Origin of the sequence: Ensifer sp. KUDG1, from assembly GCF_050434285.1 — a bacterium.
Taxonomy (GTDB): Bacteria; Pseudomonadota; Alphaproteobacteria; order Rhizobiales; family Rhizobiaceae; genus Ensifer.
The window spans coordinates 567448-593081 of the sequence record NZ_JBNDIG010000001.1; the positions used below are offsets into that span (position 1 = coordinate 567448).

Annotated in this window: 26 protein-coding genes; 18 read left to right on the top strand and 8 right to left on the bottom strand. The window is 62.4% G+C overall.

Going from position 1 to position 25634, the window contains the following annotated elements:
- Positions 1-63: 63 nt before the first annotated feature.
- The gene (locus M2267_RS02820; RefSeq protein WP_429112344.1) at positions 64-1827 is read left to right on the top strand and encodes a flagellin; all 1764 of its coding nucleotides are present in this window, start codon (positions 64-66) and stop codon (positions 1825-1827) included.
- Positions 1828-2087: 260 nt separating this feature from the next.
- On the top strand, positions 2088-2309 hold the full coding sequence (locus M2267_RS02825) for a hypothetical protein (protein WP_429112346.1): 222 nt from the start codon (positions 2088-2090) through the stop codon (positions 2307-2309).
- A gap of 105 nt (positions 2310-2414) precedes the next feature.
- Here M2267_RS02825 and M2267_RS02830 read toward each other — a convergent pair whose 3' ends face one another.
- The 7 genes from M2267_RS02830 to M2267_RS02860 all read right to left on the bottom strand — a co-directional run bounded on the left by M2267_RS02830 (position 2415) and on the right by M2267_RS02860 (position 9323).
- Entirely contained in the window at positions 2415-3662 is a 1248-nt protein-coding gene (locus tag M2267_RS02830) for a glycosyltransferase family 2 protein (protein ID WP_429112348.1), read from the bottom strand.
- A 464-nt stretch (positions 3663-4126) separates the two neighbouring features.
- Positions 4127-4513 carry a DUF930 domain-containing protein gene (locus M2267_RS02835; protein ID WP_402323362.1) on the bottom strand — a complete coding sequence of 129 codons (387 nt, stop codon included), beginning with the start codon at positions 4511-4513 and terminating at the stop codon, positions 4127-4129.
- A 119-nt stretch (positions 4514-4632) separates the two neighbouring features.
- Complete coding sequence (locus tag M2267_RS02840; RefSeq protein ID WP_043613094.1) at positions 4633-5094, bottom strand: YbaK/EbsC family protein; 462 nt, start codon at positions 5092-5094, stop codon at positions 4633-4635.
- A gap of 88 nt (positions 5095-5182) precedes the next feature.
- On the bottom strand, positions 5183-5371 hold the full coding sequence (locus M2267_RS02845; protein ID WP_034796970.1) for a hypothetical protein: 189 nt from the start codon (positions 5369-5371) through the stop codon (positions 5183-5185).
- A gap of 128 nt (positions 5372-5499) precedes the next feature.
- Positions 5500-5754 (bottom strand): GlsB/YeaQ/YmgE family stress response membrane protein, encoded by a 255-nt coding sequence (locus tag M2267_RS02850; protein ID WP_034796969.1) that lies wholly within the window; start codon positions 5752-5754, stop codon positions 5500-5502.
- A gap of 159 nt (positions 5755-5913) precedes the next feature.
- Complete coding sequence (rhaI, locus tag M2267_RS02855; protein WP_429112352.1) at positions 5914-7209, bottom strand: L-rhamnose catabolism isomerase; 1296 nt, start codon at positions 7207-7209, stop codon at positions 5914-5916.
- Positions 7210-7223: 14 nt separating this feature from the next.
- A complete protein-coding gene (locus tag M2267_RS02860) occupies positions 7224-9323 on the bottom strand; it encodes a bifunctional rhamnulose-1-phosphate aldolase/short-chain dehydrogenase (RefSeq protein ID WP_429112354.1) in 2100 nt (699 codons plus the stop codon).
- 202 nt (positions 9324-9525) lie between these two features.
- Between M2267_RS02860 and M2267_RS02865 the strand changes: the two genes are divergently transcribed.
- From M2267_RS02865 to M2267_RS02895, 7 genes are all read left to right on the top strand, one after another.
- Positions 9526-10338: a DeoR/GlpR family DNA-binding transcription regulator gene (locus M2267_RS02865; protein WP_043613086.1), complete on the top strand. Its 813-nt coding sequence runs from the start codon at positions 9526-9528 to the stop codon at positions 10336-10338.
- A gap of 115 nt (positions 10339-10453) precedes the next feature.
- Complete coding sequence (rhaS, locus tag M2267_RS02870) at positions 10454-11443, top strand: rhamnose ABC transporter substrate-binding protein (RefSeq protein ID WP_043613083.1); 990 nt, start codon at positions 10454-10456, stop codon at positions 11441-11443.
- A 254-nt stretch (positions 11444-11697) separates the two neighbouring features.
- Positions 11698-13194 (top strand): sugar ABC transporter ATP-binding protein, encoded by a 1497-nt coding sequence (locus M2267_RS02875; protein WP_043613189.1) that lies wholly within the window; start codon positions 11698-11700, stop codon positions 13192-13194.
- Positions 13191-14171 (top strand): ABC transporter permease, encoded by a 981-nt coding sequence (locus M2267_RS02880; protein WP_429112358.1) that lies wholly within the window; start codon positions 13191-13193, stop codon positions 14169-14171. Before M2267_RS02875 ends, M2267_RS02880 begins: the two co-directional genes overlap by 4 nt.
- Positions 14171-15175, top strand: coding sequence for an ABC transporter permease (locus M2267_RS02885; protein WP_429112361.1), 1005 nt, complete (start codon positions 14171-14173; stop codon positions 15173-15175). The genes M2267_RS02880 and M2267_RS02885 overlap by 1 nt, the downstream gene beginning before the upstream one ends.
- A gap of 7 nt (positions 15176-15182) precedes the next feature.
- Positions 15183-15497 (top strand): L-rhamnose mutarotase, encoded by a 315-nt coding sequence (gene rhaM / locus M2267_RS02890; RefSeq protein WP_429112364.1) that lies wholly within the window; start codon positions 15183-15185, stop codon positions 15495-15497.
- Between the two features lie 4 nt (positions 15498-15501).
- The gene (locus tag M2267_RS02895; protein ID WP_429112367.1) at positions 15502-16890 is read left to right on the top strand and encodes an FGGY-family carbohydrate kinase; all 1389 of its coding nucleotides are present in this window, start codon (positions 15502-15504) and stop codon (positions 16888-16890) included.
- Between the two features lie 36 nt (positions 16891-16926).
- On the opposite strand, the gene M2267_RS02900 is transcribed toward M2267_RS02895, so the two are convergent.
- Complete coding sequence (locus M2267_RS02900) at positions 16927-17184, bottom strand: hypothetical protein (protein WP_429112368.1); 258 nt, start codon at positions 17182-17184, stop codon at positions 16927-16929.
- 394 nt (positions 17185-17578) lie between these two features.
- Here M2267_RS02900 and M2267_RS02905 point away from each other — a divergent pair, with 394 nt between their 5' ends.
- Genes M2267_RS02905 through cheD form a run of 9 tightly spaced genes read left to right on the top strand, consistent with a single transcriptional unit; the run spans position 17579 to position 25586 of the window.
- Positions 17579-19195, top strand: coding sequence for a globin-coupled sensor protein (locus tag M2267_RS02905; RefSeq protein WP_429112370.1), 1617 nt, complete (start codon positions 17579-17581; stop codon positions 19193-19195).
- A gap of 41 nt (positions 19196-19236) precedes the next feature.
- Positions 19237-19530 (top strand): STAS domain-containing protein, encoded by a 294-nt coding sequence (locus M2267_RS02910; RefSeq protein WP_043613068.1) that lies wholly within the window; start codon positions 19237-19239, stop codon positions 19528-19530.
- A gap of 3 nt (positions 19531-19533) precedes the next feature.
- Positions 19534-19899, top strand: a complete 366-nt coding sequence (locus tag M2267_RS02915) for a response regulator (RefSeq protein WP_025425897.1) — start codon at positions 19534-19536, stop codon at positions 19897-19899.
- A 19-nt stretch (positions 19900-19918) separates the two neighbouring features.
- Positions 19919-22210 (top strand): chemotaxis protein CheA, encoded by a 2292-nt coding sequence (locus M2267_RS02920; RefSeq protein WP_429112375.1) that lies wholly within the window; start codon positions 19919-19921, stop codon positions 22208-22210.
- Between the two features lie 5 nt (positions 22211-22215).
- On the top strand, positions 22216-22686 hold the full coding sequence (locus M2267_RS02925) for a chemotaxis protein CheW (RefSeq protein WP_043613065.1): 471 nt from the start codon (positions 22216-22218) through the stop codon (positions 22684-22686).
- Positions 22683-23591 carry a protein-glutamate O-methyltransferase CheR gene (cheR, locus tag M2267_RS02930; protein ID WP_402323351.1) on the top strand — a complete coding sequence of 303 codons (909 nt, stop codon included), beginning with the start codon at positions 22683-22685 and terminating at the stop codon, positions 23589-23591. The genes M2267_RS02925 and cheR overlap by 4 nt, the downstream gene beginning before the upstream one ends.
- Positions 23588-24646, top strand: coding sequence for a protein-glutamate O-methylesterase CheB (gene cheB, locus M2267_RS02935; RefSeq protein WP_043613062.1), 1059 nt, complete (start codon positions 23588-23590; stop codon positions 24644-24646). Before cheR ends, cheB begins: the two co-directional genes overlap by 4 nt.
- Positions 24646-25035 (top strand): response regulator, encoded by a 390-nt coding sequence (locus tag M2267_RS02940; RefSeq protein ID WP_025425902.1) that lies wholly within the window; start codon positions 24646-24648, stop codon positions 25033-25035. Before cheB ends, M2267_RS02940 begins: the two co-directional genes overlap by 1 nt.
- Positions 25032-25586 carry a chemoreceptor glutamine deamidase CheD gene (gene cheD / locus M2267_RS02945; protein WP_429112378.1) on the top strand — a complete coding sequence of 185 codons (555 nt, stop codon included), beginning with the start codon at positions 25032-25034 and terminating at the stop codon, positions 25584-25586. Before M2267_RS02940 ends, cheD begins: the two co-directional genes overlap by 4 nt.
- Positions 25587-25634 lie beyond the last annotated feature (48 nt).

Here is a 25634-nt window from a genome sequence, read left to right on the forward strand (position 1 = left end):
GTTGTATCGCCACAATCACAGCGGCCCATGAAGGGCATTTTTCAATTTTAAGATGTCACTAATATGGTCAGCATTCTCACGAACGCTGGGGCGATTTCTGCGCTCCAGACTCTGCGTACGATCAATTCCGGCATGGCCGAAGTACGCGGGCAACTGAACTCCGGCCTCAGAATTCAGACGGCGGCCGACAACGCTGCCTATTGGTCGATTTCGACAACCATGCGCTCCGACGCCAAGGCTGTGTCCGCGGTTCAGGACGCGCTCGGGCTCGGAGCGGCCAAGGTCGAAACGGCCTATGCGGCGATGGATGCCGTTACCGGTATTCTCAGCGAGTTCAAGGCCAGGCTGGTGACGGCGAGGGAGCCCGGCGTCGACAAGGGCAAGCTTCAAAAGGAGCTCGACCAGCTCAAGCAGCAGATCCTGAGCATCGTGGATTCGGCGAGCTTCAGCGGGCAGAACTGGCTGAGAACCAGCGTCTCCGACATCTATGACAGCGACCTAAACCGAACCTCCGTCGCCTCCTCGTTTTCGCGAGACGCCCGAAACGGCGTGTCGCTGAACACGGCCGACTTTTTCCTGCGGGACTCCTCGCTGTTCAACAGCACCGGCGGCGGCATCCTGCAGGCCGATACGCGGGATCTGAGAACCGTCGGCGGCATCCGCTTCGTGACCTCGGTCGACGTCGACGGCTATACGACCAACAGCAACTACAACAATCGGATCGGCCAGGCCGGCGAATTCGTGTTCCAGTTCACGGGGCCGCTCAGCTTTTCGAACGCCGGCGACAAGATCACCTTTGATGTCATCGTCGACAAGGACAGCGGCTCCCAGGGCCTGTCGCCGCCGCTACACCCCGGAAAGACAACGCCGGTCACCGTCGACCGCGCGACCGTCGATACGGTGCTCGGTGCAGCCGCCAATGGCGTGATATCCGACTACACGCAGTATGCAGCGGTGCTCGACCATGCGGTCAAGCAGGCCGGGACCGGCGCCACGGTCAAGACCTACAGATACCCCTACGAGCCTTACGCCCCCATCATCAACCAGATCGGCTTTATGACACAGCAGAATTCCGCCCTCGACGGCTCCTATGTCGAGGTCGCCAACCTGGTCGTCAATACGTCGAGCGGCGGCGGAGCGGGTCTCGTCGAAAACTCGGACTTCGGCGAGCGCGGATCGGAAATGACGCTGACCTTCGAGCAGTTCGAGGTCTACAAGGACGTCGTCGTGTCCTTCAATTTTTCGGTGAACGGCGAGGCGCCCAGCACCCATTCCTTCGATCGCAACCAGGTGAACGCGCTGCTGGGCAAGGATACCGGCAAGATTGAGACGGTGGACGAAATGGTGATGGTGCTTCAGTCGCTCATCACCCGGCCCGACACGATCATCCAGAACAACGGGTCAGGCGGGATCCTGATAAAATCAGATCCGGCCGCCGATCGGAAATCCGGTGCCGGAACCTTTATCGGCTTCACCAACATCGATGTGAACATCGAACCGATCGCCCGCAGAAACTTCCTTGACGTCGATATCGCGGCGAACCCGCAATCGGTCGATTCCTATCTCCAAGACATCGAGGTCGTCCTGCAGCGGACCATCGATGGCGCCGCAGCACTCGGCTCGCTGCTGTCGCGCATCGATATGCAGACAACCTTCGCACAGACGCTGATCGCGACGATCGACAAGGGTGTCGGTCGGCTGGTGGATGCCGACATGAATGAAACGTCGACAAGGCTGAAGGCCCTGCAGTCGCAGGAGCAGCTCGGCATCCAAGCTTTGCAGATAGCCAATTCCGACGCTCAGAACATTCTGCAGCTTTTCCGCTGAGACAAAACGCAGCGGTCGATCTGGAGGGTTTGATTCAGGGACGGGAGAAATCCGTCCGCCGTGCGGACCTGCCTTCGACTGACCCCGAAGCTTAACCCAGCCAAGATTCCCCGGCTGTCACCTGCGTTACAGGCGTGTCGCAGCTTCTGCCTATTCTGGCGCCCGGGAGGACCTGAGCGGCGCAGTTCGTCGCCGCACAATTTAGGCCACGACATCCGGGAAAAAAAACGGGGGCGTGGCCGGGTCAACGAGGATCAGACATGCGTAAACTTGCGACACTCTCTCTGGCAGCTTTGGTGACTGCGACGGTCGCCGCGGGCGGCGTCGCTCCGGCATTTGCCGGCGGAAGCTACTACAAGGGCGTATCGACAACGCCCATCAACGAAGGCCACAAGAGCGAGAAGTACAATCCTGAGGCCAAGGTCGTGAACCGCCCGCCGCCGCGCAACGGCGCCTACTACAAGGGCATCATGCGCAAGTAGTGCGGTATCCCTGGGGCGTGCGTGGCCAAGCGGCCTCTTGCCCGTCGCGCTTCCCGGTATAACCTGCGAAAAGAAACGAGGGCGCCAGCGGCGCCCTTTTGTATTTTAAAGCAGAACGTGGTTGAGGATGTCGCTTTCGCTGACCACCAGGTTCGGCAGGTGCCCCTTGCGAAGATAGTGCTTGCGGTCGCTGTCAACAGTGACGAAGACGGCCGTGCGGGCAATTTCCTCCGGCGTGAGTTCCGTCGTGCCGGGAACGACGGCGAGATGGGAGCGCAGGCCAAGATCGCGCAACAGCTCTTCGATCGCTCCATAGTCGTCGACGCCGTGAAGCACCAGACGATCGATCTCGGCCACCGCGTTCGTATGCCACATCACCGTCTGCAGGGCGACCATGAGTGGCAGAACGCCCTTTGACCGCTGCAGTTCGGGATGGTGTTCGAAGCCGCCGAGCATCAGACGGGTATAAAGCTCATAGGCTCGGATGTAGTCCTTCTTCGCGATCCACATGCGCAGCGCAACCGTCATGCGCAGCATGGTGAAATCCCGCACCTGCGCATCGAGATAGGCCCGACGCTCGGGCGTCAGCCGCACGGCGCCGCGCTTGGCGCCGGAATAGAGGAAATATTCAAGGCCGCCGCGGTAGCTGTCCCAGGCGGTGAGCACGTCGGCATGGCCGGCCTGCGGCCGGTCGCGAGCAATCTTCGAGCGGGTGACCTGTCGATAGAACGGCTTTCTCAGGAAGGCGACGGCGCCCTGCTCCAGGAAATGGGCGAGATAGGCGAAGGCCCAATAGGCGAAGTTCCTGGGTACCCAGGCCGATCGAAGCGCCGACGCCCGGTAGATGCCGATTTCCGGAAACACGTGTCGTTCGCAGAGAAAGTCGAACACCTCCTCGAATGCGCGCTTCTTGAACTTCGTGTCCTTGTCGACGATGTAGAACGGCGGATCGTCACGCTCTTCGACTTCGTCATGCGTGTACCAGGGGGCGTAGCAGGCGGTGACTTCCGGGTTGAGATCCAGGTAGCGGATCGCCTCGCGCAAGCCGTCGTTGATCAGGATGTCGTCGTCGGCAAGGTAGAGCACATATTCGCCGGTCGCGCGGCTGAAGGCGCTGACGACGTTTGCGCCGGAACCGTAGTTTTCCGCCTGCCTGAGATAACGAATCGGCAAGCCCTTGGCGATGAAGCGCTCGGCCACGTCGCGCGTATCGTCCGTCGACGCGTTGTCGGAGATGATGATCTCGTACTTGTAGGAGAATTGGTAAAGGTCGACGAAATAGGCGAGCGCCTTTTCGAGAAACGCCGCGCGATTGTAGGTTGGAATGCAAATGCTCAGCTTAACCTGGCTCACGCGCCTCTCCATGGTGCTCATTTCGCGCGATTTCTCGTCGCTCGGACGTTGCCCGTTGCCCGCATTGCCAGCCCTGGAGCTGCCGCAAGACGCGGGGAAACCGCGCATGCAGGGAACTTCCCCTGCCCATTCGTTATTCAGTGTCGATCTTGTGTGAGCCTTGTCTTGGATAGGGGATGCCCGACCTCTCTCGGCATCACTCGAATTAACGCTTTGTTAACCATGCGGGCGCACTCTCGGATCAGGCTCACGCCGCTCCTCGTCCGACGGATCTAAGCGGCGGACGGGATACGCCGTCGCGGTCGTTCCGATGGTGCCGAGGTAAGGGTGTACGATATGGCAGAGCACATGATGAAAATGCTGATGAGCATCATGGCGGCGTTGTCGTTCGGCTCGCTGCTCTTTCTCGTGGCCATCCTTTAGGGCTGGCCACCTTCTAACGCCGCGGCGTCCTTCGACGTCCGTCAGGGGTAGAGGTAGAATTCGTCCCAGCTCTCGTGCGGCACCAACTCGCCGATCTTGTATTCGAAAGACAGGACATCCAGGTGCTCGGCGTCGGTGCGGCACTTGAACTTCAGCTTGTACCATTCCCCCTTGCTGCGGAACACGGCGCCCGGCGCCTTCATCTTGTCTTCCTTCACGACCGGTTCGGCGAAGGTATAGGCAATCACCTTGTCCGGTTTGAAGCTCGACTTGTCGGCGTTGATGCGCTCCATCGCTTCGGTGTCGCAGCGCTGCTCCAGGCGGGTCTGGGGGTCGAGCTTTTCGAACTGGCGTACCAGGGACTGATCCATCGCCAGCGCCGGGGAAAACGTGGCGGCGAAGATGAGCGGGTACGCGAGTAGCTTCATGCTTGACGGACTCCTGGCAACGGAAGGACGGACCCAGCAAATCACTGCCGGGACGCGCCAGCGGTTTCAGTTAAGCTTTGTGGCCATTCCAAGGCAGGCCGCGTATCCGAAACGGCAAACTACGTTTCGGATACGTCGATCCACTCGGCGCCGGTCAGTTCGGCGATGCGGGTTGGGCTGATGTGCACAGCCGCATTGGTGGCGCCGGCGGCCGGCACGACGATGTCGTAGGCCTTGAGCGACATGTCGCAATAGATGCTGTGCGGCTTGGCAAGACCAAAGGGGCAGACGCCGCCGACCGGATGGCCCGTTTCGGCCTCCACCTCGTCGAAGCCGAGCATGCGCGCCTTTGTGCCGAAGCGGGCTTTGTATTTCTTGTTGTCGAGGCGGGCGTCGCCGCGCGTGACGATCAGGATCACGTCGTCTCCGACGCGAAGCGCCAGCGTCTTGGCAATCTGCGCCGGCTCGACACCATGGCCCTCGGCCGCAAGCGCGACCGTTGCGGTGCTTTGCTGAAGCTCGATGACGTCGATGTCGGGGGCATGCTCTGAGAAGAAGTCTTTGACGGAGGTCAGGCTCATGGCGAACAGTTCACGTAATTAAAAGGCAATGGCGGTCGGCTGCGGCACGAAGAGCGCTATGGTTCTTCGTGCCGGGCGTGCAAATCTCTCAGTCGTCGTTGGAGGCGTCAAGGTCTTCCGGACGCAGACCTTCCTGTTGCGGTGGCAGGTAGCCATGATTGGTGAACCAGTTTTCGAGGATCGCGATGATCGCCTGATCCCGTGTCTGCATTCCCGGGTGATCGGCAATGAACGACTTCAGCGCCGTTTCGATCTTGTCGGTGTAAAGCGCGTTCATGCTCGCCTCCGTCTGGCTAAGTGCGATGTCCCGTCCGGCAGATCACAGTGCTACAGCGCCCTTCGCGCGTCCAGATGGAACGTCGCGGGGATGTCCCGGGCGCGAAGGGTACTGCCGTCGGCGATGGGTCAGGCTTGTTTGACGATGCGGATCAGCACCAGAAGGATAACAGCGCCGATCGTCGCGTGCAGGATCGCCGAGAGGATGCCGGTTCCGAGACTGATGCCGATCGCCGGGAAGAGGAAACCGGCGATGAAGGCGCCGATGATGCCGACGACCATATTGCCGATGAGGCCGAAACCGCCGCCCTTGACGATGAGCCCGGCGAGCCAGCCGGCGACCGCGCCGACGATCAGGAAGACGAGAATGCTTTCAATGCCCATGAACGGGTCCCTTTCCGTTTGGATCTCCAAGGGAAAGATAGATCAGGAATTGAAATCAGATAGGGGGCAATTTCATCGCGCAGCGATTTTTTGAGCGGTCGAGCGCAGGATGAGCGGAACCGGGCCTCAAATGGCAGCCCGGTGCCGCTTGGTTCAGGGTCAGACGATGCCGCCGCCACCGCCGGCAACGGCCGGGCGCTCAGCAGCGACTTTCGCGCGGTAGCCGCTCTTGCGGTAGGTCGCAACAGGTGCAATTGCGCCGCCGCTGTCGAGCCGCGCCATTGCGAGGATCGGCTCGACATCGGTGCGGAAGGCTACCTTCAGCGTCTCGCTCGCCATCAGCGCATCGTTGTCGTCCTGGTAGCCTGCGAGCGCCGGGCGGTCGACGATCAGCGCCTGGGCATAGGCGCGGCAAACCTCGGTGGCGCTCGTCATCAGGCTTTCGATCGGGTCGGTGACGTTGTGGCTCTGGTCGAGCATGTGCGCCGGTTGGAACCCTTTGGCCTTGCGGGTCTCCGCATCGACGAGTTCGTTGAAGACGAGGAACAGCCGGTAGGGATCGATCGAGCCGGTGTCGAGATCGTCGTCACCGTACTTCGAATCGTTGAAGTGGAAGCCGCCGAGCTTGCCGAACTGGATGAGACGGGCGACGATCATCTCGATGTTGACGTTCGGCGCATGGTGGCCGAGGTCGACGAGGCAGAAGGCCTTGGGGCCGAGTTCCTGGGCGATAAGGTAGTTGCTGCCCCAGTCCTGGACGACCGTCGAGTAGAAGGCCGGCTCGAACATCTTGTGCTCGGTGTAGACGCGCCAATCCTCCGGCAGCGCCGCATAGATCGCTTTCATCGCATCGAGATAGCGCTCGAAAGCGCGGGTGAAGTTGCTCTGGCCGGGGAAGTTGGAGCCGTCGCCAACCCAGACCGTCAACGCCTTGGAGCCGAGCTGCCGGCCGATCTCGATGCATTCGAGATTGTGCTCCACCGCTTGGGCGCGCGTGGCGGCGTCGGCATGCGACAGCGAGCCGAACTTGTAGGAATGTTCCTGGCCCGGCGCGTCGGAGAAGGTGTTCGAGTTCATCGCATCGAAACCGAGGCCGAGCGACGTGCCCTTTTCTCTCAGTTCGGAAATGTCGTTCACCTTGTCCCAGGGGATATGCAGCGAAACGGTCGGCGTCGCCCGCGTCAATTGCTGGATGACGGCGCAATCCTCGAGCTTGTCGAAGATGTTGCGCGGCTCGCCCTTGCCGGGGAAGCGGGCAAAGCGCGTGCCGCCGGTGCCGACACCCCAGGAGGGAACGGCAACGCCGTAGGCGGCGACCTTGCGCTTGATCTCGTCGATCGCGATGCCGCGCCGGCCAAGCCTCTCGCCGAGGCTCTCATAATCCCGGCGAAGTGCGCTGAGCCGGCTTTCGTTCTCGGCCTCGACCGTCGCCTGGCTGATCATGGTGGTCGTCATGAAGCTCTCCTTGATCAGCGGGTAAACGACTGGGCGTTGCCCGCGTCGACATTGATGATGTTGCCGGTCGATTTCGCCGACATGTCGGAGGAAAGGAAGTAGATCGCCTCGGCGATATCCTCCGGGAAGACGCTGAGTTTCAGCATCGAGCGTTCGCGATAATGCGCCTCGAGGTCGTCCACATCCATCTTGTAGGCGGCGGCGCGCTGTTCCTTCCACTCGCCGGTCCAGATCTTCGAGCCGCGCAGCACCGCGTCCGGATTGACGACGTTGACGCGGATCTGTGCGGCAGCGCCTTCGAGCGCCAGGCAGCGGGCGAGGTGGATCTCCGCCGCCTTGGCGGTGCAATAGGCGGATGCGCCGGGGGAGGCGGCCAAGCCGTTCTTGGAGGCGACGAACACGACGTTGCCGCCGGCCTTCTGCTGGCGGAAGATGCGGAAGGCTTCTCGCGAGACGAGGAAATAGCCCGTCGTCAGGATGTCGATGTTCTTGGTCCAGAGCGCCAGCGTCGTGTCCTCGATCGCCGCAGACGAGGCGAGGCCGGCGTTGGAGACGAGAATGTCGAGACCGCCGAAGGCAAGCAGCGCGTCGGCAAAGCCGCCCTCGACCGCCGCCTCGCTGGTGACGTTCATGCTGACGGAGCGGACGAAATCCTTGCCGTAGCGCTTGGAGAGTTCGCCTTCGGCCGCCGCAAGCGCGGTCTCATCGATATCGGCGAGCACGACGCAGGCGCCCTCCTGCATCAGCCGGTTGGCCGTCGCCTTGCCGATGCCGCCGGCGCCGCCGGTGACGAGCGCGATCCGGCCGGCGAGGCTCTTCGGCTTCGGCATGCGCTGGAGCTTTGCTTCCTCAAGCAGCCAGTATTCGATGTCGAAGGCTTCCTGTTCCGGCAGGCCGACATAGGTGGAAACGCCGGAGGCGCCGCGCATGACGTTGATGGCGTTGACGTAGAATTCGCCGGAGATCCGGGCGGTCGCCTTGTCCTTGGCAAAGGTGATCATACCGACGCCGGGCACGAGATAGACGACCGCGTTCGGGTCGCGCATGGCGGGGCTGTCTTCGTGCTTGCAGCGCTCGTAGTAGGCCGCATAGTTGGCGCGATAGGCAGCGATCGCTTCGGGCAGCGCTGCCAGCGTTTTGTCGACATCGGGACTAGCCGGATCGAAATCGATCACCAGCGGCCGGATCTTGGTGCGCAGGAAATGGTCGGGGCAGCTGGTGCCGAGGGCGGCCAGCGGCTTCAGATCCTTCGACGTGACGAAATCGAGCACGGCCTGGCTGTCGTCGAAATGGCCGACCTTCTTCTCGTCGGCGCTGATCAGGCCGCGGATGACCGGCATCAGCTTGCGCGCCACGTCGGCGCGGGCGGCCGCGTCGAGCACCGGCTTCACCGCACCGCCAAAGGCCGGCTTGGTGTTCTCGGCCTCGAACCAGGCGATTGCCTTGTTGATGATCTCGACCGTGGTCTCATAGGCTTCCTTCGCCGTGTCGCCCCAGGTGAAGAGGCCATGGCTTTCGAGCACGACACCGCGCGCCCGGGGATTTTCCAGGCAGAATTTTTCCAGCCACAGGCCGAGCTCGTAGCCCGGGCGCTTCCAGGGCAGCCAGCCGATGTCGTCGCCAAAAATCTTTGCCGTCAGGTCACGGCTGTTCTTGGCCGCGGCAATCGCGATGATCGCATCGGGGTGCATGTGGTCGACATGCTTCTTCGGCACATAGGCATGCAGGGGCGTGTCGATCGAGGCGGCGCGCGGATTGAGGTTGAAGGTGCAATGCGGCAGGTAGCCGACCATCTCGTCTTCGAACGCGACGCCGCGATAGATCGACTTCAGCGCGTTGAGCTTGTCCATATAGAGCGTGGCAAAGCCGTCGAGTTTGATCGTGCCGACATCGCCGCCCGAGCCCTTGACCCAGAGAACCTCGACCGTGCCGCCCCCAAGCGGATCCTTCTCCATCACCTTGGCCGAGGTGTTGCCGCCGCCGTAATTGGTGATGCGCTTGTCGGAGCCGAGCAGGTTGGAGCGATAGAGCAGGCGCTCGGATTCGCTCATGCCGGCAGCCTTTGCCTCGTCCCAAAGGTTTGCAAGTCGCGCACCCTGCTGCTTGTCGAGCATCTCGAATTCCTCCCGGTCTGATGTCGCGCGGCTTGGCGACCGCGCAGAGATGTGGTTGGCATCAGATCACAGGACTTGAGCGTTAAAGTCAATCAAAAACGATCAAGTTCGCGCATACTGCGCTGCACAATGAAAAAATATGATTGTTTGTGATTGACAATGGTCGATCGTGATGGAAGCATGAACGCCATCGGAGGAACGCATGCACGAGAAAGAAAGACACCGGATCATTCAGTCGGCGGTTCAGGAAAAACCCGTCGTCACCGTCCAGGAACTGGTCGATCTGACCGACAGTTCCGAGGCGACGATCCGGCGCGATATTGCAGCCCTCCACGTGCAGAAGAAGCTGCGCCGGGTGCGCGGCGGCGCCGAGGCGATCAACCCGCCGCAATTCGTCGGTCTCGCCGGCCGGCCGTTCAAGGTCAACGAGGGCCTGCATGCCCGCGAGAAGCAGGCGATCGCCAAGGAGGCGGTGGCGCTCTGCGAGGACGGTGAGCCGATCATCATCAACGGTGGCACCACCACCTTTCAGATGGTGCATTTCCTCAGCAATCGGCGGATGCAGGTTTTCACCAATTCCTTTCCGATCGCCGAGCATCTTCTGAAGCACTCGAAGAACACGGTGATGCTGTCGGGTGGCACGATCTACCGCGAGCAGAACATCATCCTCAGCCCCTTCGACAATGACGTGACGCGCAATTTCTATGCGCGCCGCATGTTCATGGGGGCGCAGGGCCTCGGCCCGCTCGGCCTGATGGAGGCGGATCCGCTGTTGATCCAGGCGGAGCAGAAACTGATCGACCAGGCCGACGAACTCGTCGTGTTGGTCGACTCCTCGAAATTTCACAAGCGTTCCAGCCTGATCCTGTGCGGATTGAAGCGGATCGCTACTGTCATCACGGATTCGGGCATCGAGGACAGGCATGCCGCGATGCTCGAAAATGCCGGCGTGCGGCTGGTCGTTGCCAGCTCGAGAGCCGGCGCAGATGCGGAGAACGTGTCCTCGTCCGCCTGAGGCAGGCGAGGAGAGGGGAAGGTGACGCTCACGACCGGAGGGGCCGGGGCATCGCCAATGGAGGAAATCGCGCCGGCGACGCTTGTCGCGTGCCGGTCATTGGGAGGAAATGAGCATGAAGATCCTGAAGTCACTGATGGTCACGGCCGCCGTTTCGCTGGCGCTGATGGCCAATGCCGCGCATGCGGAAAACAAGAAGATCGCGCTCGTGGTCAAGGCGCTCGGCATCGGCTTCTTCGAAGCCGCCAACAAGGGCGCGCAGGAAGCTGCCAAGGAACTGGGTGACGTCGAGGTGATCTACACCGGCCCGACGACGACGACCGCCGAAGGCCAGATCGAGGTGATCAACTCGCTGATCGCCCAGAAGGTCGATGCCATCGCCGTTTCCGCCAACGACACCGACGCCCTCGTTCCGGCGCTGAAGAAGGCGATGGATCGCGGCATCAAGGTCATCTCCTGGGATTCGGGCGTCGCCAAGGATGGCCGCCTGATGCACCTGAACCCGTCGTCGAGCCCGCTGATCGGCAACATGATCATCAAGCTCGCCGCCGACAACCTGCCTGAAGGCGGCGACGTCGCAGTGCTGTCGGCAACGGCGACCTCGACCAACCAGAACACCTGGATCGCCGAGATGAAGAAGGTTGAGGGCAACTACAAGGGCATCAATGTCGTCGCGACCGTCTACGGCGACGACCTCGCCGACAAGTCCTACCGCGAAACGCAAGGCCTCATTCAGTCCTATCCGAACCTGAAGGCGATCATCGCGCCGACGTCGGTCGGCATCGTCGCGGCCGCCCAGGCCGTCACCGACGCCGGCAAGATCGGCCAGATCAACGTCACCGGTCTCGGCCTTCCCTCGGAAATGGCAGGCCACGTGAAGTCCGGCGCTTCCAAGTCCTTCGCGATCTGGAACCCGATCGACCTCGGCTACTCCGCAACGATGATTGCCTACGACCTGATCAACGGTGCCGAAGCGAAGCCCGGTGCTGAACTGAAGATGGGCCGCATGGGCGCCGTCAAGCTCGACGACAACAACGAAGGCGCGATGGCCGACCCGTTCGTCTACGATGCCAAGAATGTCGAGGAATTCGCCAAGATCTTCTGATCCGGCGAAAGCCCCTCATCCGGCTGCCGGCACCTTCTCCCCGTTCGACGGGGAGAAGGGACAAGCGGCAACGGTTTGCCGCCTTCCCGACGAGGAGGGAGGCGTGCGGCATACTCGTTCCCTGTCTGCGTCAGCGGAGAGGGCAGGGTGAGGGGCATCCTCGCGCGGCGTAACCGTCGCCTCGACAAGCTTTGCATAATCGAAACGACTGAATGGTGGACTGTCTCTTGTTGCAGGATACGCTCACATCGCGGATGAAGCCCGCCATTGCGCTCGAGGGGATTTCGAAGTCCTTTCCCGGCGTGAAGGCGCTCTCCGATGTTTCGCTGGCGCTCTATCCAGGATCGGTGACCGCGCTGATCGGCGAAAACGGTGCCGGAAAGTCGACGCTGGTGAAGATCCTGACCGGAATCTACCAGCCGGACGAGGGCACGATCTCCGTCAGTGACCAGGAGGTTCATTTTCCGACGGCGCTTGCGGCCGCCCGCGCCGGCGTCACTGCCATTCACCAGGAAACCGTGCTCTTCGACGAGCTTTCGGTCGCCGAGAACATCTTTCTCGGCCACGCTCCGCGCAATCGCTTGGGACTGATCGACTGGAAGAAGCTCAATGCCGATGCACGCGCGCTGCTTGCGCGGGCCGGCGCCGATCTCGATCCGACCATCCGCCTGCGCGATCTCGGCATCGCCAAGAAACATCTGGTCGCGATCGCCCGCGCGCTGTCGATCGATGCGCAGGTGGTGATCATGGACGAGCCGACGGCCGCCCTGTCGCACAAGGAAATCCACGAGCTCTATGCCCTCGTCGAACGGCTGAAGGCAGACGGCAAGGCGATCCTGTTCATCAGCCACAAGTTCGATGAGATCTTCCGCATCGCCGACCGCTACACGGTGTTTCGCGACGGAACGATGGTCGATGAAGGGCTGATCGCCGATGTCAGCCAGGACGAACTGGTGCGCCTCATGGTTGGCCGCGCCGTCGGCTCGGTATACCCGAAGAAGGACGTCGCGATCGGCGAACCGGTGTTGACCGTTTCGGGCTATCGCCATCCGACCGAATTCGAGGACATCAACTTCGAGCTTCGCCGCGGCGAGATCCTCGGCTTCTACGGCCTGGTCGGCGCTGGCCGGTCCGAATTCATGCAGTCGCTGATCGGCGTCACCCGGCCATCGGCCGGCGCCGTCCGGCTCGATGGCGAGGTGCTGGTGATCCGCAGCCCGTCCGAAGCGATCCGGGCTGGCATCGTCTATGTGCCGGAAGAACGCGGCCGCCAGGGTGCGATCATCGGCCTGCCGATCTTCCAGAACGTCACCTTGCCGTCGCTGTCACGCACCTCGCGCTCGGGCTTTCTGAAACTCGCCAACGAGTTCGCGCTCGCCCGCGAATACACCGCGCGCCTCGACCTTCGCGCCGCCTCGCTCGATCAGGATGTCGGTACGCTTTCGGGGGGCAACCAGCAGAAGGTGGTCATCGCCAAGTGGCTGGCGACGAAGCCGAAGGTGATTATTCTCGACGAGCCGACCAAGGGCATCGACATCGGCTCCAAGGCCGCGGTCCACGCCTTCATGAGCGAACTGGCGGCACAGGGCCTCAGCGTCATCATGGTCTCCTCGGAAATCCCGGAGATCATGGGCATGTCCGATCGCGTCATCGTCATGCGCGAGGGGCGGATCGCCGGGCGCTTCGAGCGCGCGGATCTGACGGCGGAAAAGCTGGTGCGTGCCGCAGCCGGCATTCAGGAGGCCGCGTGATGGCAAACATCCTCAGGAATCGCGAACTGTTGCTGGTCGGCGCGATCGCCGTGCTGCTGGCGCTGATCACCTGGCGTTTCCCGCCCTTCGTCGCGCCCGCGAACCTCGCACGCGTCTATAACGACACGTCGATCCTGATCATTCTGGCGCTTGGCCAAATGGCGGTGATCCTGACACGCTGCATCGATCTTTCGATGGCCGCCAACCTCGCGCTCTCGGGCATGGTGGCGGCAATGCTGAACGCCGCCTTCCCGGGGCTGCCGATCCCGCTGATCATCCTTGCGGCGGTCGCGCTCGGCACGCTGCTCGGCATGATCAACGGCGCGCTCGTCTGGAAGCTCGACATTCCGCCGATCGTCGTAACCCTCGGCACGCTCACCATCTATCGCGGCATGATCTTTCTCCTGAGTGGCGGCAAGTGGATCAACGCCCACCAGATGAGCGACGCCTTCAAGGCCTTGCCGCGCGACGAGCTCCTTGGTTTCCCGGTTCTCTCCTGGCTCTCGCTGGTAATGATCGCGCTCGTCTTCCTGCTGATGAGCCGCACGGCGCTCGGACGCGCCTTCTATGCGGTCGGCGGCAATCCGCATGCGGCCGTCTATACCGGCATCGATGTCGGCCGCACCCGCTTCTTCGCCTATTGCCTTTCGGGCGCGCTCGCCGGGCTCTCGGGTTATCTTTGGGTATCGCGATATGCCGTCGCCTATGTCGATATCGCTGCCGGCTTCGAGCTCGACATCATCGCGGCCTGCGTCATCGGCGGCATATCGATCGCCGGCGGTATCGGCACGGTGGCAGGCGCGGTGCTCGGTGCGCTGTTCCTTGGCGTGATCAAGAACGCTCTGCCCGTCATCAACATCTCGCCCTTCGCCCAGCTGGCGATTTCGGGCATGGTCATCATCATTGCCGTTGCCGTCAACGCCCGCGCCGAGCGGCGCAAGGGCCGCGTCATCTTGAGAAAGGCGGAGGCTGTCTGATGGCCGAGACCCACCTTACCCCACGGCATATTCCCGACCGGCTGGAAGGCCGCGGCGCGCGGTTGCTGAAGAGCTGGGAAAGCCTGCTGCTCGTGGTCGCCTGCCTCATCTTCCTCGGCAACTCGCTGGCCTCGCCCTATTTCCTCGACCCGTGGAACCTTTCGGACGCGACCTTCAATTTCACCGAAAAGGCGATGATCGCCTTTGCCATGGCGCTGGTGATCATTTCCGGCGAGATCGACCTGTCGGTGGCCTCGATCATCGCGCTCGCCTCGACGGCGACGGGCTATGCCGTGCAGCTCGGCTTCGACACGCCGGCGCTGGTGGTGATCGGCCTCTCAGTCGGGCTCATTTGCGGGGCGATCAACGGCTTGTTGATCACCGGTCTCGGGCTGCCGTCGATCGTGGTGACGATCGGCACCATGAGCCTTTTCCGCGGGCTCTCCTTCATCATTCTCGGCGACCAGGCTTTCACCGGTTATCCCGACAGCTTCTCCTGGTTCGGCCAGGGTTATGTCTGGTGGGTGTTCTCCTTCGAGTTCACGCTCTTCGTTGCCCTTGCGGTCGTCTATGGCGTCGTCCTGCACAAGACCAATTTCGGCCGTGCGGTCTACGCCATCGGCAACAACCAGACGGCAGCGTTGTTCTCCGGCATCCGCGTTGCGCGCATCAAGTTCATCCTGTTCCTTTTGACCGGGCTGATGGCCGGGCTTGCCTCGATCTGCCTGACTTCGCGCCTCGGCTCGACGCGCCCGTCGATCGCGCTCGGCTGGGAACTGGAGGTGGTAACGATGGTGGTGCTCGGCGGCGTCAATATTCTCGGCGGCTCCGGCACCATCCCCGGCGTCGTGCTGGCCGCCCTGATCATGGGCATGGTAACCTTCGGCTTCGGTCTGCTCAACGTGCCGGGCATCGTCATGTCGATCTTCATCGGCCTGCTGCTGATCTCGGTGATCGCGCTCCCCATTCTCTGGCGGCGCGCGCGCCAGCGTCTCGCGCATTGAGGATCCAATGGAAAAATACGCCTTCCGCATGCGCCTGAACCCGGGCATGGCCGCCGAATACAAGGCGCGGCACGATGCCATCTGGCCGGAACTAGTCACCCTGTTGAAGGAGGCCGGCGTCTCCGACTACTCCATACATCTGGACGAGGAGACCGATCTGCTTTTCGGCGTGCTCTGGCGCACGGACGACCATCGCATGGCCGACCTGCCGTCCCATCCCATCATGCAGAGATGGTGGGCGCATATGGCTGATATCATGGAAACCAAGGCCGACAACGAGCCGGTGGCGGTGCCGCTCACGACCGTCTTTCATATGGAATGATCGCATGCGGGTTGTTGGCGTTATCGATATCGGCAAGACCAATGCCAAGGTTGCGGCAGTCGATCTCGACCGTTTCGAGGAGATCGCCGTCCGCAAGACGGCGAATGCGGTGCTGACCGATGGTCCTTATCCGCATTTCGATGTCGAGCGTCTCTGGGCCTTCCTGCTCGAAAGCCTCGCAGCACTCCATGCCGAACACGCCTTCGAGGCGATCTCGATCACCACCCATGGCGCGACCGCCGTCGTGCTCGATGCATCAGGCAATCTGGCGCTTCCGGTGCTCGACTACGAGCACGCCGGTCCCGACAGCCTCGCCGCCGAGTATGATAATGTCAGGCCGCCCTTTTCCGAGACCGGTTCCGCGCGCCTGCCGATGGGGCTCAATGTCGGCGCACAACTCTACTGGCAGCAGAAGACATTTCCCGACGCCTTCGCCAGGGTCGCCTCGATCCTCACCTATGCGCAATATTGGACCTATCGGCTGACCGGCACGCTCTGCAACGAACTGACCTCGCTCGGCTGCCACACGGATCTCTGGAACCCGCGCGCCGGCACGTTCTCGTCGTTGGTCGAAAGCCAGGGGTGGGCGCCCCTTTTCGCACCGGTGCTGAAGGCGAGCGATATCGCCGGTGCTCTGCTGCCGGAGCTATGTGCTGCAACAGGCATCGCATCAGGGACCCCGGTCTATTGCGGCATTCACGATTCCAACGCCTCGCTGTTGCCGCATCTGCTGACGCGGGCCGCGCCCTTCTCGGTGGTCTCCACCGGCACCTGGGTGGTGATGCTCGCGGTCGGCGCCGAGGCGAAGGCGCTCGACGAACACCGCGACACGCTTGTAAACGTCAACGCGCTTGGCGATCCCGTACCCTCCGCCCGCTTCATGGGTGGCCGCGCCTTCCAGCTTCTGTTGGGGGAGGGGGTGGTGCCTGTGTCGCCGGAAACGGAAGAGGCCGTGGCCACCACCGGCCACATGCTGCTGCCGTCCATTCCCGAGGGGTCCGGTCCCTTTCCGGCCGCAAAGGCGATCTGGACGACGGACGAACGGAAGCTAGGCGCCGCCGAACGTTTCGTCGTCGTCTCGTTCCACCTGGCGCTGATGACGGCTACTTGTCTCGACCTGATCGGAGCCCGGGGCGACATCGTCGTCGAGGGGCCCTTTGCTTCCAACAGGACCTATCTGCGCATGCTTGCGGCAGCGACCGGCCGGCCGGTCTTTGCCGATCCCCACAATATCACGGGGACAAGCCTCGGCGCTGCGTGTCTCGTTAAGGGATCCGCGGTCATGACCGGGGTCACGCCGCTTGCAGGCGAGATCGCGGAGAGCCTCGCCACCTATGCGCAGGCATGGCAAAAGGCGACGCAGGACCATGTGGGCATAGAAAAGCGGCCGTAGAACATCCGTTCCCGGCCGCAGAGATGCCTGGTTGTGTCAGTAAGAGACGGGCTTAAACCCGATCAAAACACAGAACTGCGCTTTGCCGACCGGTTGTGCTCGATGTTGAGAACGATCGATACTGCCATCATTGTCAGGATTGCTGTGAGTGCGGCGCCAATGCCAAGAACAATCATTGTTCGTTTCCTGTAAGCGCATCGTCATGATGTCGCTTTGCGTGATGCGAAGGTTTCTTCGCGCATGCAGCGCCCACTTCACTTTCGCTTCGATACGCGAGCGCAAGTCGAAGTACAATTCTAAACTCTTGTGATTGAGAACCTGTTGGTTTCAGCGACGTTTATTACAGTTTTGTTGCAGCGCAAAAATAGCGCGCGAAAACACCCTGTGAATTTTAGTGATTCCGATTAGAGGCGAGGGACCGTTAACCTTCAAGCAAGGAATTAACCATAAACATGGTCCCACACGTCGGAATGGGATAATTCACAAGTCTCCTCAAGGCATGATGCCGCCCCGCCGTACCGGTTCCGGTCCGGTATCCATTCTTCACCGAATTTACTTGCGGGATGAACGACAGCAGACGCTTTTCGGCGGAGGCTGATCTCATCGATGTGGCGTGCACGTCCGGTGGACCGTGGCCCTCCCTGATGCTCCCCAGGCAAGTTCCGAACGTGCACACCGGGGATCAGCGTTGAGGCAGGAAACATCGTCAGAACAGGCAAAAAAGGGCCAGGCAGGCAGCCTGCTGGAGCGCCTGCGCTTTGCCGGGCTCGATGACGAGAGCTGCAACCGCGTCCGCGATCACAGGCAAAAGCTTTCTCCCCGGATCGATCAGGCGATTCGCGACCTCTTCCAGCGTCTCCAGACCTATCCCGACGCCGCCCGCCATTTCGACAGCGACCGCCAGATCGATCGCCTCCAGGATCTTCAGTCGTCGCACTGGAACGTGCTGACCGACGCACGCTTTGACGGGCTCTATGCCGAGCGCATCAAGGTGCTCGCAGACACCGCAAGCCGCATGGGCCTCGACCCGCGCTGGCAGATGGCAAGCCATGCTGTCGTACTCGAACATCTGATCGTCGGGCTCATCGAAGACGCCTGGCCTCGATCTTTCCTGCCGATGGGCAAGGCGCGCCGCCGCGAACTTTGCGACCTCGTCGCCGCTCTGGTGCGCACGACCTTTGTCGACAGCGAGATCGGCGTTTCGCTCCGCTTCAACGCTCTCCGCCAGCAGCATCAGCGGCAGCTCGCCGAGCAGCGCAGCGCCGACGAACTGGAGGTGAAGGCGCTTTTCAGCGACTTTGCCGAAGGCGTAAGCCAGGGCGATCTCGGCGCGCGACTGCCGGAAACGGCCGTCGAAGCCTACCAGCCGATCGTCGCGAGCCTGAATGCGGCGCTCGAACAGATCCAGCAAAGCCTTCAGGCGTCCGATCAGCGCAACCAGGCCGCCGGTGCCCTGGTCGACCGCATGCGCGACGGCGCGACCGCCTTCTCGGGCAAGGCGAGCGCTGAAGCCGAAGCACTTTCCGGGCAGCTTGCCATGCTCTCAGACATGGCCGGACGCATGGCGACCGGCTCGGGCCGGATCAGCGCTACGGAAACGAAGACCAACGAGACCCGCATCGCGGTCGAGCGCAGCGGCGAGATCGCCGGCCAGGCGATCACCGCCATGGCCGACATCGAGGCGTCGGCCGAAAAGATCGGCCAGATCATCGGCGTCATCGACGAGATCGCCTTCCAGACCAACCTTCTGGCGCTCAACGCCGGCATCGAAGCGGCGCGCGCCGGCGACAGCGGTCGCGGCTTTGCCGTCGTTGCCCAGGAAGTGCGCGCGCTGGCGCAGCGCTCCGGCGAAGCGGCGCGCGAAATCAAGCAGCTCGTTTCCGGCACCAAGGCGCAGGTCGAGACCGGCGTCGAGATCGTCGGCCGCACCCAGGACGCGATCAGCAGCATTGTCGAGCAGGTGACGTCGATCAATTCCGCCGTATCCGGCATCGCCCGCGAGGCGGAGCAGCAGGTCGGCGACCTCCGCGGCGTTGCCAGCGAAATCGGCACGATCTCCAGGGGCGTCGAGGCAAGCGCCGCGCTCGCCGGCGATACCGTCCGCTCGTCGGACGATCTTCACACAGTTATCGTCGAACTCGGCGAGACCATCCGTCAGTTCCGCCTGGAGCGCCGCCATCCGGTTGCGCCGGCGCGCACCGGTCGCGAGCCCTTCCGTCACGCATCGGCCGCCGTTGCCGACGAGCCGGCCGCACCGCTGTTTGACGAGGGGCTGCAGCGGCAGCTCGCCGGTTGGCAGCGCTGATTATTAGGGCAGTAGAGAGTTAGCAGTCGAGGAAGACAGGAATGGCCAGCAAGAAGACCGCTCAGAAGACGCTTAGCCTCGCTCCGGTTTTGGACCTGAACGAGGCGACGGCACTGCACGAGAAGCTGCTCGCGCTTAAGGGCAGCGACATCGTGATCGACGCTTCCGCGGTCGAGCGGGTCGGGACGCTTTGTGTCCAGGTGCTGATGGCCGGCGCCAAGACCTGGGAAGAGGATCATTTGTCTTTCACCTTCAGCAAGGTGTCGGACGCTTTCGACAAAACGACACAGCTCATCGGGGTCGAGATCGACCACCTGATGGCAAAGGAGATTTGAGAAATGAAGAAGCGAGTTCTGACGGTCGACGACTCCCGGACGATCCGAAACATGCTGCTGGTCACGTTGAACAATGCCGGTTTCGAAACGATCCAGGCCGAAGACGGCGTCGAGGGCCTTGAGGTCCTGGAGGAAGCCAATCCGGACGTGATCGTCACCGACATCAACATGCCGCGTCTCGACGGCTTCGGCTTCATCGAAGGCGTGCGCAAGAACGATCGCTACCGCGCCATCCCGATCCTGGTGCTGACCACCGAAAGCGATGCGGAAAAGAAGAACCGTGCGCGTCAGGCGGGTGCAACCGGCTGGATCGTCAAGCCGTTCGACCCGACCAAACTCATCGATGCAATCGAGCGCGTAACGGCCTGAAGTCCGGGGATAGCCTCCAATGGATATGAACGAAATCAAAGAGATCTTCTTCCAGGAATGCGAGGAACAACTCGCCGAACTGGAATCGGGTCTGCTGAAGCTCAATGATGGCGACCGCGACCCGGAAACGGTCAATGCCGTTTTCCGTGCGGTGCACTCCATCAAGGGTGGCGCCGGCGCCTTCGGGCTGGACGACCTGGTCTCCTTCGCGCACGTGTTCGAGACGACCCTTGATTGCGTTCGTTCCAACAGGCTCGATCCCGGTCCGGAAGTTCTGAAGGTGATGCTGAAGTCGGCCGACGTGCTCGCCGACCTCACCAACGCTGCGCGCGATGGCGGCAGCGTCGATGAGGCGCGCAGCCGCCAGCTGATCAAGGAACTCGAGGCGCTCGCAAACGGCGAAGTGCCGCAGGCATCGGCAGCACCGGCCGAACCGGTTGCCAAGCCCGTCGCCGCCGTGGCGCCGCCGCCGGTCAACGACGAAGGCTTCCAGCCGGTCGCCTTCTCCTTCGATGACTTCGACGCGGCTGAAGAACCGCCGCTGATGGAAATGCCCACCTACGAGATCGTCTTCAAGCCGAAGTCCGATCTCTACGCCAAGGGCAACGAGGCAACGCTGCTTCTGCGCGACCTCTCGCGCCTCGGCGAGATGAGCATCCATTGCGACACGGGCGCACTGCCGACGCTCGATCGGCTGAGCCCGGAAAGCGCTTACTTCTTCTGGAAGATCTCGCTCAAGACCGACAAGGGCGAGGACGCGATCCGCACCGTCTTCGAATTTGCCGAGTGGGATTGCGACCTGGAAATTTCGCTGATCGAAGACGAGGCTGCACAGTCGAGCGAAGAGCTGCCGATGCAGCCCGTTCCCTTCGACCTGTCGATCCTTGATGACGAACCGGCGGTATCGGTCGGTGTCGTCGAGGAAGAAGAACAGCTTGCCTCCCAGCAGCAGGATCGCGACGCCGCGGTTTCAGCCGCCGGCACGGCAAGCAACGTGCTGCAGATGGCCCAGTCCGCCGCCCGCGCACCGGCCGAAAAGGCAGCACCGGCTGCCAGTGCCGCCGCACAGAGCGCTGCCGCGCAACAGGCTGCCGCATCGGCTGCAACGCCGACCATCCGCGTCGATCTAGATCGCGTCGACCGCCTGATCAACCTTGTCGGCGAACTCGTGATCAACCAGGCGATGCTCTCGCAGAGCGTCGTCGAGAACGACACCAACGGTACGTCCTCGATCAACATGGGTCTGGAAGAGCTGCAGCAGCTCACCCGCGAGATCCAGGATTCGGTCATGGCGATCCGCGCCCAGCCGGTGAAGCCTGTCTTCCAGCGCATGTCGCGTATCGTTCGCGAAATCGCCGACATGACCGGCAAGTCGGTCCGCCTCATCACCGAAGGCGAGAACACCGAAGTCGACAAGACGGTCATCGACAAGCTCGCCGAGCCGCTGACCCACATGATCCGCAACGCGGTCGACCACGGCCTCGAAACGCCGGAAAAGCGCCTTGCCGCCGGCAAGAGCGCCGAAGGTACGGTCCGCCTGACGGCGAAGCACCGTTCCGGCCGCATCGTCATCGAGCTTGCCGACGACGGCGCCGGCATCAACCGCGAGAAGGTGCGCCAGAAGGCGATCGACAACGACCTGATCGCGGCCGATGCCAATCTGTCGGACGAAGAGATCGACAACCTGATCTTCCACGCCGGCTTCTCGACGGCCGACAAGATCTCCGACATCTCCGGCCGCGGCGTCGGCATGGACGTGGTCAAGCGCTCGATCCAGGCGCTCGGCGGTCGCATCAACATCTCGTCGAAGCCGGGCCACGGTTCGGTCTTCACCATGAGCCTGCCGCTGACGCTCGCCGTTCTCGACGGCATGGTGGTCACCGTTGCCAACCAGACGCTGGTTGTACCGCTGACCGCGATCGTCGAAACGCTGCAGCCGGAAGCCTCGGCGATCCACTCCTTCGGTTCCAACCAGCGGCTTATCTCGATCCGCAACTCGTTCTGCCCGCTCGTCGACGTCGGTCGCATCCTCAACTTCCGCGCCATCCAGGCGAACCCGGTCGAGGGCGTCGCGCTCTTGGTGGAATCGGAAGGTGGCGGCCAGCGCGCTTTGATGGTCGATGCGATCCAGGGGCAGCGCCAGGTGGTGATCAAGAGCCTGGAAGCCAACTACACCCACGTGCCGGGTATCGCCGCCGCGACCATTCTGGGTGACGGTCGCGTGGCGCTCATCCTCGATGTCGACGCGATCGTCGCCGCCTCGCGCGGGCACTCGCTGAAACCTGAAATGTCACTTGCTGCAGTCGGATAATGACAATGACCTATGCCGCAAAAAATCTGACGACGGACGGACGGGAGCTGATCGCTTTCCGCGTCGGTGATCAGGAATTCTGCGTAAACATCATGCAGGTGCGCGAGATCCGTGGCTGGACGCCTGCGACATCCATGCCGCATGCGCCATCCTATGTGCTGGGTGTCATCAACCTTCGCGGTGCGGTGCTGCCGATCGTCGATCTCTCGGCCCGGCTCGGCATGAAACCGGCCGAACCGAACGTGCGCCACGTCATCATCGTCGCACAGGTCAAGAGCCAGGTCGTCGGCCTTCTGGTCGACGCTGTCTCCGACATCCTGACGATCACGGACGACAAGATCCAGCCGACGCCGGATGTCATCTCGTCGGAATTCGAAAAGAGCTTCGCCCGCGGCGTGCTCGCAATCGAAGGCCGGATGATCTGTCTTATTGAACTGGAAGCGATCTTCCCGCAGGAAGAAAGGGAAGCCGCATGAGAAGCCAGATCATCGCCGAACAGAAACTGTCGCCGGACGAGTGCCTGGCGAGCGGCGAGTATCCGTTGACCCGTCGCGATCTTACCGAGATCGCCGCGATGATCTATGCGGATGCCGGCATCTACCTCAACGAGACCAAGGCGTCGCTCGTCTATTCGCGGCTGTCGAAGCACATTCGCAATCTCGGGCTCAAAGGCTTCCGCGAGTATTGCCAGCTGGTCGCTTCGCCCGCCGGTGCCGCCGCGCGGCGCGACATGCTTTCGCACCTGACGACGAACTTCACGCGCTTCTTCCGCGAGAACCATCACTTCGAGCACCTGAAGACCGACGTGCTGCCGGAGTTGATCGCCCGTGCCAAGGCCGGTGGCCGGGTGCGCATCTGGTCGGCGGCCTGCTCGGACGGGCAGGAGCCCTATTCGATCGCACTGACGGTCCTGTCGCTGCTGCCGAACGCGGCCGACTACGACTTCCGCATCCTTGCGACCGACATCGACCCGAAGATCCTGGCGCTCGCCCGCGCCGGTGCCTACGACGCGACCGCGCTCGAAACCGTCAATCCGGCCATGCGCAAGCAATATTTCTCCGAGGTCAACAGCGGCGGCCGCTTCAAGTGGCAAGTCGATGATCGCGTCAAGCGGCTGATCACCTTCAACGAACTGAACCTGATGGCGCAGTGGCCGTTCAAGGGTCCGTTCGACGTCATCTTCTGCCGCAACGTCGTCATCTATTTCGACGAGCCGACGCAGATGAAGATCTGGTCGCGCTTCGCCGGCATGCTGAACACCGACGGTCACCTTTATATCGGCCATTCCGAACGGGTGTCCGGTGACGCCAAGGCGCACTTCGACAACATCGGCATTACCACTTACCGCCACACCGGCAAATTTCATGGAGGACGGGCATGACCGCTCCCGCTCGCGTTCTCGTCGTTGACGACTCCGCCACCATGCGTGGCCTGATCACCGCCGTGCTCAACGCCGATCCTGACGTGACCGTCGTCGGCCAGGCGGCCGACGCCATGGAAGCGCGCCAGGCGATCAAGCAGCTCGATCCCGATGTCGTCACCCTCGACATCGAAATGCCGAACATGAACGGCCTCGAATTCCTCGACAAGATCATGCGGCTGCGGCCGATGCCGGTCATCATGGTCTCGACGCTCACCCACAAGGGGGCCGAAGCCACGATCGCCGCACTCGAGATCGGCGCCTTCGATTGCGTCGGCAAGCCGCATCCGGGCGACCCGCATCCCTTTGCCGGCCTCGTCGACAAGGTGAAGGCTGCGGCTCGCTCGCAGCGCAAGTTCATCATCACCGGTAACAAGGTTGCGGCGCCGGCTCCGGCCAATGCGAACACGGCGTCCGAATACCGGGCCGGTCGCAAGATCATCGCCATCGGCGCCTCGACCGGTGGTGTCGAAGCCCTGATCACGGTCCTGCAGAAGTTCCCGGCCAATTGCCCGCCGACGGTGATCACGCAGCACATGCCGCACACCTTCACCAAAAGCTTCGCCGAGCGGTTGAACCGCCTCTGCGCGCCGACGGTGCAGGAGGCGACGGACGGTGCGCGGCTCGAAATCGGCAAGGTTTACCTGGCGCCCGGTGGCGAGCGCCATCTGCAGGTCGCCAATCCGACGGCGCCCTGCTGCCGGCTGGTGGACCGCGACCCGGTCAACGGGCATCGGCCTTCGGTCGACGTGCTGTTCGATTCGGTCGCCGAGCTTGCCGGGCGCAATGCGATCGGTGTCATTCTGACCGGCATGGGGCGCGACGGCGCCTCCGGTCTCCTGAAAATGCGGCATGCCGGAGCAAAGACCTTCGGCCAGAACGAAAAGACATGTGTCGTCTACGGCATGCCGAGAGTCGCCTATGAATTGGGCGCCGTTGAAACTCAGCTCCCCCTCGGCTCCATCGGGGAGGAGGTCCTGAAAGCAGCGGCGCTCCGCAAGGAAGGAAGCGAATAATGTCCATCGCCGAAAAAATCAAAGTTCTGATCGTCGACGATCAGGTGACGAGCCGCCTGCTCCTGGGTGACGCCCTGCAGCAGCTCGGCTTCAAGCAGATCACCGCCGCCGGTGACGGGGAGCAGGGCATGAAGATCATGGCTCAGAACCCGCACCACCTGGTGATCTCCGACTTCAACATGCCGAAGATGGACGGGCTTGGCCTGCTGCAGGCGGTCCGTTCGAACCCGGCGACCAAGAAGGCGGCCTTCATCATCCTGACGGCCCAGGGCGACCGTGCCCTCGTCCAGAAGGCGGCGGCCCTCGGTGCCAACAACGTTCTGGCCAAGCCCTTCACCATCGAAAAGATGAAGGCTGCGATCGAAGCCGTATTCGGGGCGCTCAAATGAACATGGAATCCGCCGGCAAGCGCGTGCATGTCATTCAGGGCGAGTACAAGGTCTTCAACGATCCGAACATCGTTCTGTCGACCATTCTCGGCTCCTGTGTGGCAGCCTGCATGCGCGATCCCGTGGTCGGTGTCGGCGGCATGAATCACTTCCTGCTGCCAGGTTCCGCGACGTCGCCCACATCCGGCGGCGACGCGACCCGCTACGGGGTCCACCTCATGGAGTTGCTTATCAACGGCCTCCTGAAACAGGGCGCCCGGCGAGATCGTCTCGAAGCCAAGATCTTCGGCGGCGCCAAGACGATCGCGCGGTTTTCCAATGTCGGGGAACAGAACGCCGCCTTCGCGCGCCAGTTCCTGCTCGACGAGGGCATCCGCATCGTCGGCGAGAGCACCGGCGGCGAGCACGGTCGCAAGCTCGAATACTGGCCGTCGTCCGGCCGCGCCCGGCAATATGCCCTGACCGGTGTCGAAACGCAGCGCACGGTGCAACTGGAGGAACGCCCGATCGTCGCGCCGAAGCCGGCCGAAAGCTCCATCGAATTCTTCTGATCCTGCGAGGCAGGCGCCTCGCAGGCCCGAAATACGACTTCTACCGCA